At 42.0% G+C, this 13,082-nt stretch carries 9 protein-coding genes and 1 pseudogene; 5 read left to right on the top strand and 5 right to left on the bottom strand.

Annotation, left to right across the window (positions count from 1 at the left end):
- Window positions 1-172: 172 nt before the first annotated feature.
- Both DXK30_RS01290 and lpxB read right to left on the bottom strand, forming a co-directional pair.
- Window positions 173-1,048, bottom strand: a complete 876-nt coding sequence (locus DXK30_RS01290; protein ID WP_114700118.1) for a ribonuclease HII — start codon at window positions 1,046-1,048, stop codon at window positions 173-175.
- A 22-nt stretch (window positions 1,049-1,070) separates the two neighbouring features.
- Window positions 1,071-2,387: a lipid-A-disaccharide synthase gene (gene lpxB / locus DXK30_RS01295; RefSeq protein ID WP_114700119.1), complete on the bottom strand. Its 1,317-nt coding sequence runs from the start codon at window positions 2,385-2,387 to the stop codon at window positions 1,071-1,073.
- Window positions 2,388-2,816: 429 nt separating this feature from the next.
- Here lpxB and DXK30_RS01300 point away from each other — a divergent pair, with 429 nt between their 5' ends.
- Entirely contained in the window at window positions 2,817-3,899 is a 1,083-nt protein-coding gene (locus DXK30_RS01300) for a 3-deoxy-7-phosphoheptulonate synthase (protein WP_102091498.1), read from the top strand.
- 233 nt (window positions 3,900-4,132) lie between these two features.
- On the opposite strand, the gene pepN is transcribed toward DXK30_RS01300, so the two are convergent.
- The gene (gene pepN / locus DXK30_RS01305; RefSeq protein ID WP_240314063.1) at window positions 4,133-6,733 is read right to left on the bottom strand and encodes an aminopeptidase N; all 2,601 of its coding nucleotides are present in this window, start codon (window positions 6,731-6,733) and stop codon (window positions 4,133-4,135) included.
- A 434-nt stretch (window positions 6,734-7,167) separates the two neighbouring features.
- Between pepN and DXK30_RS01310 the strand changes: the two genes are divergently transcribed.
- The 3 genes from DXK30_RS01310 (at window position 7,168) to DXK30_RS01320 (ending at window position 9,468) form a co-directional block, all read left to right on the top strand.
- The gene (locus DXK30_RS01310) at window positions 7,168-7,776 is read left to right on the top strand and encodes a DUF6231 family protein (RefSeq protein ID WP_114700121.1); all 609 of its coding nucleotides are present in this window, start codon (window positions 7,168-7,170) and stop codon (window positions 7,774-7,776) included.
- A 141-nt stretch (window positions 7,777-7,917) separates the two neighbouring features.
- Window positions 7,918-8,436 (top strand): peptidoglycan-associated lipoprotein Pal, encoded by a 519-nt coding sequence (gene pal, locus DXK30_RS01315; RefSeq protein WP_057760480.1) that lies wholly within the window; start codon window positions 7,918-7,920, stop codon window positions 8,434-8,436.
- A gap of 216 nt (window positions 8,437-8,652) precedes the next feature.
- A complete protein-coding gene (locus DXK30_RS01320) occupies window positions 8,653-9,468 on the top strand; it encodes a 4'-phosphopantetheinyl transferase family protein (protein ID WP_114700122.1) in 816 nt (271 codons plus the stop codon).
- Window positions 9,469-9,604: 136 nt separating this feature from the next.
- Here the strand turns inward: DXK30_RS01320 and DXK30_RS01325 are convergent, their stop codons facing one another.
- Window positions 9,605-10,483, bottom strand: coding sequence for a hypothetical protein (locus tag DXK30_RS01325; protein ID WP_114700123.1), 879 nt, complete (start codon window positions 10,481-10,483; stop codon window positions 9,605-9,607).
- Window positions 10,484-11,067: 584 nt separating this feature from the next.
- Here DXK30_RS01325 and DXK30_RS01330 point away from each other — a divergent pair.
- Window positions 11,068-11,831: pseudogene (locus DXK30_RS01330) on the top strand (IclR family transcriptional regulator).
- Between the two features lie 205 nt (window positions 11,832-12,036).
- Here DXK30_RS01330 and mmsB read toward each other — a convergent pair.
- Complete coding sequence (gene mmsB / locus DXK30_RS01335; RefSeq protein ID WP_114700124.1) at window positions 12,037-12,981, bottom strand: 3-hydroxyisobutyrate dehydrogenase; 945 nt, start codon at window positions 12,979-12,981, stop codon at window positions 12,037-12,039.
- Window positions 12,982-13,082: the final 101 nt, after the last annotated feature.

Below are 13,082 nucleotides of genomic sequence, written 5' to 3' on the forward strand. Positions count from 1 at the left end.
CTATTGATTTAATAGCCTTTGATATTAAAAACGTGCTGTATTTAAATTTTATAAAACCTTGCTCATTGTTTTTTAAAGAAATTACATTTATGAGTATAAATTTTTTACTCTCATATTACAATATGATTTTTCGCTTAGGCTATTTCGAAGACTGATTATAAGTCCAGTATTATTAAGTTTCTAGCATTTTTCTCACTGGCGCAAAACTACGTCTATGCGTTGGCAAGACGCCATATTTTTCAATCGCCTCCATGTGCGCACGCGTTGGATAGCCTTTGTGTTTGGCAATACCATATTCCGGATACTGAGTATCCAGTGCATACATCGTCTCATCACGACTTACTTTTGCTAATATACTGGCCGCTGCAATACTAGTATGACGCGCATCGCCTTTTACCCATGCTTGGCAATCAATCGCCAATGGCGCTCCCTCTAAATGTTTAAAGCTATCATAGTTCAAGTCAGGGCAACGATTTCCATCAAACAACACTTCGATCTTTAATTGATCAAGCGACGTGCTTTTAGTATTTCCAGTAGTCAAGAATTTTTTAACAATCACTTCTAGCAATGATTCAGTACATAAGCGCATACCAAGCATCGTTGCTTGCAAGATGTTTACTTGGTCAATCACTGCTGCTGGTATATCAGCGACGACATAGCCGATAGCATGCTGCTGAACCAATGGATAAAGGATATCGCGCTTTTTTTCACTCAGTTGTTTGGAGTCGGTCAGTATCGACAACGGCGTGTCTTTAAGCGGTTGTTGTTCAATTAGTCCTGACCAAGTCGCAGGTAATATTGCCGCCGCCACATTGACGCTACCTAGTAATGGTCCGCGCCCTGCTTCATCAACGCCGATTTGTAGTATTGATTGCTCCGTCTCTTGGTTATCATTAGTCAGATATTGAGTAAGCAATTCAGCGGTATTCATTTGCCCATATAAACGTATGGGCGCTGCTAACTGAACATATTGTCCTTTAACATCAATATGCTCAATATTAATATCAATTACTTGAACTGGGCTTTCTGTACTGTGTTGAATATGCATAATAGTAGAAGGTAGTTCTCATTTAATTAGGATGGATGGTATCGGTATTTTGGATAAACCACTGTTCAATCACGCTGTTTGCAGGCTCATGGTTACTTTGCTGCTGTAATGACTGCTTTGTCACTAGTAAGTCGTGTAATTGCTCGGCATAAGCGCGTGGTTGCAGCAATCGCATCACGGTACGGCAAATATTGTCACCGCTCGCCTGCTCTTGAATAAGCTCAGGTACAATCGGTGCATTAGCCAATATATTAGGCAATGCCACATATGGCACTTTTACCAGACGCTTGGCTATTTGGTAAGTTAGCTGATTTAATTGATATACCACTACCATCGGCCGTTCAAGCAGCATTGCCTCCAGCGTTGCTGTCCCAGATGCCAGCATCACGATGTCTGATGCCGCCATGGCATGTTGGCTAAACTCTGGCTGGGTATCATCGTAGACCACCACAATTGCCGCACGCAGCTGCTCTGAGCGTTGATCGATAACCTCTTGTACGATATATTGATGGTTTTGATCGACTGTTGGAATGATGAAGCACAGCTTAGGATCTAACAGGATTAACTTTTGGATACCATCAAGCATCAATGGCAGAATAGCTGTAATTTCACCGCGCCTAGAGCCTGGCATCACACAAATAAGCTGACTCACATCATCGAAACGTTCAATAAAAAACTGCTGTAATCCATCATTGTCCCAGACCAACTCACTACGACGTTGATTGATTGGTGTATCGATCAGGTTCTGATCAATGGTTCGTAGTAATGGATGACCCACACAGATCGCTGGATGGTTATGTCGCTCATAAACTGGCAACTCAAACGGGAATAGACATAGCACCAAATTGGTCGCCGCTTTAATATTATGGATACGCGACTCGCGCCACGCCCAGATAGAAGGACTGACGTACTGCACACAGAACACGCCTTGGGGCTTTAGTTTTTTGGATACTCGTAAATTAAAATCAGGTGCATCAATACCGACGAACCAATCAATATTAGCAGCCTTAAATGCGCTCAGTAGCTCACGGCGCGCTTTGAGCAAATCTGGTAGCTGCGACATGACTTCAACCAGACCCATCACTGCCAAGCGCTCTAACAGAAAAATACTCTGTAGCCCTTGCGCTTGCATTTTTGTACCGCCTACACCTACCCAGACAATATCATCACGTAGATTATTCATTTGCCGCATAAAATCTGCGCCTAAGCTGTCACCAGATACCTCACCTGCGACGATGCCTATCACTAGCGGCGTAGCATTTATATTTGGTACTTGAGAATCCGTCTCGGCTTGATGAATGAGGTCAGTATGGTGATGAGACGTAGCAGAATCTGTCATGACAAGCTCTCGATATTAGAAATACACAAAATAAAATAAACCGTTATTATAAAATATAACGTAATAAATCAGCGATACGACCTCACGGATAATGTGCACACTCATCCGTACTGTTTTAATGCCACAGTTTGGGCTATCCATCGCTAATGTTGCTATCATACTTGACGATGATACAAATAGCGAAATTCACGCATAAAATCTGAGCGTTATGCACCAAAAACTCAATCAACTCTTATTAATAGATAGAAAAACCAAATGCTAAACGTGCATTTGGAACGTCAAATATCACGCTAAGTCTCTATAAGTATAACTAAGTTTTAGTTTCCTCATTCCAGTTATCAGTCAATTAACTGCTCGACTACCCTTGTCAACCAACACTTTTGTCCGCATAATGATTATTCCTATAAATCAGCTAGACGATATATAACCATGACAACATCAGTTACCCATAATGCAGATATTGACGACGTGAATATTGAAAAATTTATTCCTTTGATTACCCCCGCCGAGCTAAAAGCCGAGCTGCCTCTGTCAGACGACGCGTATAACACCGTATTAAAAGGTCGTAATACTATTCAAGATATATTGGATGGTAAAGACAAGCGTTTGTTTGTGGTCATTGGCCCTTGCTCTATTCACGATATCAAAGCCGCTCACGAATATGCCGATCGTTTAGCCGTATTGGCAAAAGAAATCGAAGACAGTGTATTTGTAGTCATGCGTGTTTATTTTGAAAAACCTCGTACGACGGTTGGCTGGAAAGGCATGATCAACGACCCTGACATGAATGACAGCTTTGATATAGAAAAAGGCTTGCGCACGGCTCGTAAATTGTTACTTGATCTGAATGAAAAAGGTCTACCTTGCGCGACTGAAGCACTTGATCCAAATACGCCGCAGTACATCCAGGATCTAATCAGCTGGTCAGCTATTGGTGCACGTACCACTGAGAGCCAAACGCATCGCGAAATGAGCTCTGGTTTATCATGCCCAGTTGGCTTTAAGAACGGTACTGATGGCGGTATGACGGTTGCTGTAAATGCCATGCAAGCGGTTAAAGAAGGTCATAGCTTCTTAGGTCTGTCGTCAGATGGTAAAGTCTCTATCATCAAATCTAAAGGTAACCCTTACGCGCACGTGGTACTTCGCGGTGGTAATGGCAAGCCTAACTATGATGAAACTGCGGTAGCCCAAGTTGAAAATGAGCTAGCAAAAGGCAAGACCAATAGCAAGATTATGATTGACTCAAGTCATGCCAACTCCGGTAAAGACCCTTACCTACAACCGATGGTTATCAAAAACGTTGCCGAACAAATTCAAAATGGCAATAAATCAATTATCGGTATGATGATTGAGAGCCACTTAAAAGGCGGCAACCAAAAACTAACTGCGGATTTAAGCCAGCTCGAGTATGGCAAATCGATCACCGATGGCTGCCTAGATTGGGAGAGCACTGTCACAGCATTACGTGACTTACGTGATATGGTAAAAGATGTACTACCAAATCGCTAATAGCTATTCGCGATAATTTATCGTCGAGCAAACAATAAAAAGCCCCTTTCGTATTAGTGCGAAAGGGGCTTTTTATTTCTGAACGTTTATAGAAAATACTGTATTTTAAAACTTGGTTAGCAATGACCATCAACGATACGTATCTAACTGATTGGTCAGAGCTAGCCTTATCTTGATATTAGTGCTTCTCTAAAATTGATACTGCATCTTAACCAATATTGCACTGCTCTCAATTAACTATTTGCAGCACCTAGCACACTTTCTAAGCTTTCAAGCACATGCTTAGATGAGACATTCTTTTGTAAATCTAATAGCTGCTCATGCGCCATTTGACGGCGAGGCTCAGCCAACGTATTCCAGCGAGCTAGTACTTGCAGTAAGCGCGATGCTAATACAGGGTTAGCATCATCTAATTTCTGAATCACGCCTGTATACATCTCTAGACCTTCTGCCGTCCAAAGTACCGTCGGTTGCGAGCTAAAAGCGCTGATGACCGAACGGACACGGTTAGGCGTATTCCAATCAAAGTCTGTGTGCGTCAGTAGCGACTTGACCATATCAGGCGTCACATCGTCAGCGGCAGCTTGGACACTGAACCACAAATCGATGACCAGATCATTTGCTTGGAAACGCTCGTAGAAATCAGCCAAGTACTTATCTGCATCTACCAATTGATGATTGACCATTGCCTTCAATGCACCGAAGCGCTCAGTCATACAGCTCGCATTGTCATACTGCTGCTGTGCCCAGTGTGCTGCATCATCTACATTGGCAGTCAACGCCATATCGAGCACGACATTACGCAGTGCACGAATACCTCGAGCTTCAGCGCTATCCTCATAAGACTGCATTGGCAGGTTGTTGTAAAGCTCAGCCCATTGATCTTTTAACTTATCAGCTACTTGCTTGTATAGCCCATTGCGCTGCTCTTTAACCAGCGCTGGATCGTAGTCTTTAGAAATAGCAGAAGCCAACTCTTGCGCTGATGGAATATCAAGTAACCGTGCCGCTAGCATCGCATCGTCAGCCGCTAAGACAGGCAATGTTTGCGCCAATGCTTCTAGGTATACATCAGGACTGCTCTTCGCACCTTGTCCTTGCAGTAAAATACGATTTACCAGCATTTGAGTTACTTGCCAGCGGTTAAACCCATTGGTTTCATGCTTAAGCAAAAACGCTAAGTCTGCATCCTGATAGTCATAATTGAGCTGTACTGGCGCGCTAAAGTCACGTAGTAATGATACGACAGGCTCGCTTGCGACATTTTCAAAGACAAAGGTTTGCGTCGCCTCGTCAAGCAATAACATACGCTCAGCAACGATAGCGCCTGAGTCTTTATCAAACAATGCCGTTGCTACTGGTATCGGCATTGGTTTTGGCGCATCAAAGCCTTTGACATGGCGTGTTTGCTGACTCAAAGTAATGGTCAGCGTCTGTGCGGTGCTATCGTAAGTTTGAGAGCCCGACACCACTGGCGTACCAGGCTGACGATACCAATCGATAAAATTCTCGATTTTATCATCAGTGATACTAAGTGCTGATAAAAAGTCCTCAACCGTTACCGCTTGTCCATCATAGCGACGGAAATACTCATCTGTTCCTTTACGGAAGTCATCTGGCCCTAACGTATTGGCAATCATGCGTACAATTTCAGCGCCTTTCTCATAGACAGTCGTCGTATAAAAGTTATTAATCTCAACAAAGCTCTCTGGACGTACTGGATGTGCTAATGGACCTGCATCTTCGCTGAATTGATGTGCACGTAGTGTGGCTACGTCATCAATACGCTGCACCGCACTTGACTGTTGGTCTGCTGAAAATGACTGATCACGGTAAACGGTAAAGCCTTCTTTCAAACAAAGCTGGAACCAATCACGGCAGGTAATACGGTTACCAGTCCAGTTATGAAAATACTCATGAGCAATAATGGCTTTTACGCTAAAGCTGCGCGCATCGGTGGTCGTTTCAGGGCTAGATAACACGCAAGCAGTATTAAAAATATTCAAGCCCTTATTTTCCATCGCACCCATATTAAACTGGCTGACCGCCACAATCATGTAGCGATCTAGATCGTAGGCTCGACCATAATTGACCTCATCCCACTTCATGGCATCTTTTAGGGCTTGCATACCGACATCGCATTTATCGATATCAGCAGACTTGGCATACAACTCAAGCAATACTTCTCGACCTTCGCTAGTCGTATAAGAATCTGTCAATACATCTAAATCGGCAACCACACAGGCAAATAGATAGCTTGGCTTATTGGTTGGATCGTGCCAGATAGCATAATGACGGTCTGGAGCGTCGGCCACTTCGCCTGCTTCGACTAAGTTACCATTAGCCAATAATGTTGGATAGCGCTTATTTGCTTCAAGTCGAGTAGTGAATATCGCCAACACATCAGGGCGATCAGGATAGAAAGTAATCTTACGGAAACCCTCTGGCTCACATTGAGTGACAAACATCGTGTCGTCACCGCTACCTGCCATATATAAACCTTCAAGCGCCGTATTGGTCTGTGGGCAGATACGCACTTGAATGTCTAAAGTAGCTCGCTCAGGGGCATTATAAATCGTCAGCTTACCCGCTTCCTGCTGATAATCCTCAGTGGTTAGTGCCTTACCGTTCATCGTAATCGTTAGCAACTCTAACGACTCACCAAATAAGACAATATCCCCTGCCGTTTGACGTATCATCTCAAGCGTACTGTCTACCTGCGCATAGTCTTCGAACAGCTTAATATCTAAATGTACTGTCTCGACATCAAAACTTGGTTTGGTATAGTCCTTTAGATTAATCTTGCTTGGCGCATGTGGCGGCACATCTGGCATTTCAGGATTGATGATTTGTGCATCAGTTTCAGCAGTAGACATATGGTGTCCTATTATTATCGGTGATTTGGTTATAAGTTATTTTTACTAGGAATGAGCAATATAATAATGAGTAATATCATTTCGCTATTTGCAGAAGGCTCTAGTGCAAATAAAGACTTAGTCTCTAGGCTAACTAATCAGCTAAGCGCATAGTAAGCTAAGCACATAGACAAAGCTTTGCAATGATTAAGCTAATTTTTATTACTAAATTGGTTTTCTTGTTAAGCTTATAGCTAGATTGACCTAAATCGCCAAATTTCAAGTATGTAGAATAAGATATCGTCGGTTCAAGATAATTTAAATATGAAACATACGTTATCAATTGGATAATGTCGTTGAAAATGATTTAATAGTCGTACTGATGACCAATCATTTAACTAACGGCCTATTATATGACAAAAAATACGGTGAAACGCGCAGACATTACCCTACCTTTGCTTATAGAGTATGTTGACGCGCTACTACCCTCACTGACGATTCAGACAGAACAGTCACCTGAGCATAAAAAAGATAATAGTGAAGCATTATGGGTAACACATAACCATGCGGACTTATTAGCACTACAAGCACAACTTGACGACACTACATCTACTAATGAGAACACTGAATCAAGGCTGAACGCACGACACTTATCAACGCTATCAGATCTTGCTAAACAGCATGTACCTGATCGTTATGATCTTGCTTGCTTTTGGCTGCCCACCTTGTCAGAAGAGCTGACTCAACACTATGTGCCGCTACTGATGCGCTACCGTGACCTGTATGCCGCGCATTTGCTTATTGCATTGGACAGCTCGATAGACCTAAAACCTTATGGCTTTACGCCATTTGATATATTGAATGAGCCATCTCTAAATATTGATGACATTCAATCTATTACCTCATCAAACGTTACGGCAACGCTTTGGCAATTTAACCTATATGATTACAAACAACTACCAAATTGGCTCAATGCTGACTACTGGGCCAACCCTGAAAACTGGGGCAAGCACCGCTGGTAATACACTCAATTTTATCTATCGTAATTTACAGTAAAAATACTTACATAAATTAACATTTAGTATATTATAGATAGAGATTGCCTAAGTTTTATCGGAAGCAGTTTAAAAAAACAAATTTAATTAAAATTTTAGGAGCTCGTCATGTCAATCAGTTTTTCTAAGATCGCTGTTCTTGCTGTGCTATCAAGCGCCGTTGCACTAACCACTGGTTGTGCTACCAAGCGTTCTACCTCAGAAGTTGTCGTTGCCCCGCTAGGTATTCCAGGTGGACAAGTTGGCTACAATGGTGCGGTTATCGTTGATAACTCAAACGCTGTCATTACTGGCGCTGAGAATATTCAAGCAGTGGTCTACTTTGCCTTTGATAGCAGCGAAATTACTGCTCAATCAGCGAGCGTCCTTAACCAACACGTAAGCCTGCTAAATTCAAACCCAGCAGCGACTGTCGTTATCGCAGGTCACACTGATGAGCGCGGTAGCCGTGAATACAACATGGCACTAGGTGAGCGACGCGCACAAGCTGCTCGTAACTACCTTGCTGCTCAAGGTGTCACTGCAAACAATATCCGTGTCATTAGCTATGGTGAAGAACGCCCTGCAGCAGCTGGCAACACTGAAGACGCGTATGCACAAAACCGTCGTGCCGAGTTGTCTTACTAAATTGTGATTTAGCGTTATTTATAGCGTTCGATAGTTTAATGAAAGCCCAGCAAGAGTATCTTGCTGGGCTTTTTGGATTTTTAGTAGGTTAATTAGATATAAACTATTTAAATATAGCTATTGTATGACTATCTATGTATCAAATACATAGCGTTCATAATTACACATTCTTATATATTCAATTCTACAATAATCGTTTTTGATGACTATTAATATATGCCGACTTCTAACCTCACCCAGATACAATATACTCAACTCGACACCACGACATGGTGTGTGACGGCTCAAGTGAGCGAGTCAGTGAGTCATTTAGTCACTGAAAGCTTGTGGAACAAGTCATTATGGTTATCATCATGTAATACATCGTGTAAAGACATCATCAAGTTCAGTAGCTTAAATTGGCACTATCAGGTGGCGACAACAGCACCTAAACACTTAGTACCTGCTCTAGCACGTAAACAGCGTCAGCAGCAGCGGCAAGGCGTCAGGCAACTATTGCAAGAGCTGCTCAAAAAATTAGAAATAGATGACACCTTGGATGAGTCAAGCTTTCCTTATCGGCTCGTCAACAGCCAGCATTACGTATGCTTTAGCCATACAGGAGCTGGTAGTTCAAAGCAAACTACAGAATCGAATCAGACAAATTGTACACGTTTACACAGCAAAATAGCGGTCGTGATCAGTCGTCAGCGTCCTGCTGGTATCGATATCGAGAGTAATAATATTGCGTGGCATGTAGTCAAGCGTTTCTATTCAAAGAGCGAGCTAGCCATTTTACAGGAGCTATCTACAGATCAGCGTGAACGCACTGCCAAACTGTTATGGCAAATAAAAGAAAGCTTTATCAAAGTCAACCAATATACATTAGCTCAAGGCTTGGGTATAGATTACTCTCACCTTATTTCTAGCTTAATCGAGAATGATAAAGAGATTAACTCTACCTCTGTACCCAATGATAGTGAGGATGCTAACTGCCAATCTGTTTACCGCATTGCCGCGTTACAATCTCAGCAAACTGTCATCGTTTTCTGATCAAGGTCTTCTGAGCAAAGTTCAAACCTGATTTTTGAAAAGCTATTTGATACTTTATTCTAAGTATAAAAAAACGACCCTGAAAAGGATCGTTTTTTTATTTTCTACTAATAATAGCATTTAAACTATGATTAGATTAGAAACGGTAAGTTGCACCAACTTTCACGATTGGGAACCACTCTAACCAGTCTTTATCTTCAAGCTCTTTCTCAGCGATACTAGCAACTTCGCCAGCGGTAGTAGTAGATGGAGTGCCGTCTTTATCAGTGTAGTTAACCAAACTAGTTGAATCAACAGCACGGACAGTTGCATCAGTTTTACCCATATAAGCTGCACCAACTTCACCGAACAAGCCAAAGTTATTAGTGATATTAGGACGGAAGCCAACAGTTAAATAAGGGGCTAACTTATTACGGTGTTCGATAGTACCTTCCAATGTGCCGGTTTGAGCAGCATTATATTGGATATTATTAAGCTCAAAATACCCATCGTCAGAACCTTCAGAATTGGCACGTACATCGATATCGTTATCAGGAACAATAATACCAGCACCCATAGTGAACCAGTTCGCCATAGGACGTACTTGAACACCTAAATATGGGTTGCTAAAGTCAGAATCCACATCATAATTTACATCATTTGCATCAAAATCACCGCCGAAAAGGTCAGCAGCATCACCACCTGCCCAACCAGCTTGCAATTCAGTTTTTTCATTCACGCTAAAACCAACGTTAGCACCGTAACCCAAAGTACCTGCTTCAGCGCTTACAGAGGCTGGGTGAGTTAAAGTGTTGAAGATAGTTTTAGTAGTACCGACCACAGCACCAGTAGTGTTGCGTACGATACCAGCATCAGAATTATATGCATAAGAAGGTTGTGCTGCTTGGTATGCAACTGGCTCAGCTTCGTATACGACTGCGTCATTGTCATCAACAACGATAACCGGATCAGCAGCTAATGCAGCAGTTGATGCTAGAACAGCAGCAGAGATAGCTGTCAATTTAATAAATTTCATAATTATTCTCCTAAAGTGTGAAATAAACCCGCCCATAAAAAACGATGATTGTGCTTTTTTTAAACCATCATTTTGTTGAAGTGATTAAAACAATTCTAACTTGAAAAGTCACCCCTACTGATGCTGTTTTTATTTGCCATTATGTAAAGATTGCATAGGTACTGTAATAATTGCTACACCAATCTGCAAAAATTCGCCTTTATGTTACATAACGTCCTTAAAGTAACCAAGCAGCATAAACATGAGACTTCGCTTGCTTAATGTTTATGTAAGGGTATTGCAAAATATGTCCACATAATTATCTAGAACGCATTTTGATTCAATGACAGTTATATGGCTTAACCTTACAGAATAGTGTGCCTTGTGAGTTGACGTATCTATTGTTACTTATATGAGAAAATATACGCCAATAGATAAAACGATATAAATGATCTCACATAACGCGACTAACGCTTGCCTCAAGCGAATATTATGCTAAATTAGTTGTTATAATAGATTTGTTATAGAACGTCATTATTTGTCTTATTTATGAAAACCTTGTAATGCTGTCTGCTTTATTTCTTTACTCCTACTGAGTCATATATATGCCTAAAGTATCGTCGATTACCCGTGTACTAGAAATCATAGAGGCAGTGTCCTATGCTTCAAAACCGCTTTCTCCACTTGAGCTCTCGCAGGAGCTAGACATCCCTAAACCGACCATTCATAGATTGATTCAAAACTTGGTTGATGATGGTTTTTTGACTGTTGATATTGGTGGTGGCATTATCCCTGGGAAGCGCGTACGCAATTTAAGCGTTGAGCTATGGCAACAACGACTGTTCTTTAACGAGCGACAGATGATTTTGCAAAAACTGGTTGATGAGCTTAAAGAAACCTGCGGTATTGGCATTCCCTATCATATGGATATGATAGGGAATGCCAATACCGCGCTCAGACGACCTTGCCACTACAGATTTATCTTCCCGTCGGGGCAAAATCACCTATGTGGTGTACCGCGACTGGCAAGCTCTATCTAAGCCAACTATCTACGACTAGCCGTATGAAAATACTACAAGGGTTGCCACTAGATAAATTCACTAAGAATACGATTACTGATATCGATGCATTAAATGCCGAGCTTGATCGCATTGCTGATACTGGTATCGGTATCGATAATGAGGAGTTTATCTCTGAGATGGTCGCAGTCGCTGTACCTATCTTGGATAAAAAGCAACGCTATCTGGCCTCACTCTACTTACATGCGCCCACCATACGCGTCTCATTAGATGATTTGCTGACTCATGTACCACGACTACAAAAAGCCGCGCAAGACGTTCAGACGCTCGTCTACGATCTGCAAAGCTAACACAGTCTATTGGTCATGAAAAAGGTCTACGCTATGATTTTAGCGTAGACCTTTTTCTTTTTAGCAAATGCATTCTCTTAATTAATACCACCTACTAGTGATACTAAAAACTCTTAATATTAGTATGTTTAAGAATTGGTATTCCTAAAAATTGATATGTCTAAGAAGGTTATATTTAAGAGAGTCACAGTTAAGAGATTCATGTTTAAGACAATAATGAGACATCATGACGTCCAATGATACTAGAAAAGTCTTTATCGCCATTCTCTATCGTGTGTGAGGCATATAGTTCTGTCGCTTTGGCACCCATTGGCGTTTCTACTTCAGTGTCTTGAGCAGTTTGCATCGCAAGGTTCAGGTCTTTTTGCATCAATTTGCTCATAAATCCGCCTTGATAGCCATTGCTAGAAGGAACGTTTTCCATGACTTTTGGATAAGGATTATAAACTTCTAGTGTCCAGTTACGCCCTGAGCTCTGTAGCATGATGTCTGATAGCACTTTGGGGTCTAAGCCGTTCTTGACTCCTAGATTAATCGCCTCTGCCGTGCCTGCCATAAGAATGCCTAGCAGCATATTGTTACAGATTTTTGCGACTTGTCCTGCGCCATGCGAGCCAGCATGAAAGATGTTTTTTCCCATTACGGCAAGTATCGGCTCAGCCTTAGCAAAAGCAGCATCATCGCCGCCGACGATAAAGGTCAAACTACCAGCAACTGCCCCGCCGGTACCACCAGAGACTGGTGCATCCAAGAAGTCTATCCCAAGCTTACTTGCCGCCTCTGCCACTGTCCTTGCATCAGCCGCCGCAATCGTACTACTGTCAATCACAAGCGTACCTTTTGGCAACTCTGCTAGTAGACCATTAGATCCGCTATCACCCAAGTACACCGAATGTACATGCTGACCTGCAGGCAACATACTAATCACAACTTGAGCATTACTTGCAGCATCTTTAGGACTTTTTGCGACACTAGCCCCTGCTTGTGCTAGGCGCTGGGTTGCAACCTCAGACAAATCAAAGACAGATAGCTTGTAACCTGCCTTTAATAAGTTCTCTGCCATTGGCGCACCCATATTACCAAGCCCAATAAAGGCGATATTTGGTTTAGAGTTATTATTATCCATCGTACTTGTATCCTTTGTACCCATCTCATCACTCCTTGATGATTTATGATGTAGCAATAGCTACATACTATTTAACAGTGTTTATTAGTAAATCTTGCTTACGCCCTACTTTATAAATTGCTCTT

The sequence above is a fragment of the Psychrobacter proteolyticus genome, from assembly GCF_003350005.1.
In the GTDB taxonomy this organism is placed as follows: domain Bacteria; phylum Pseudomonadota; class Gammaproteobacteria; order Pseudomonadales; family Moraxellaceae; genus Psychrobacter; species Psychrobacter proteolyticus.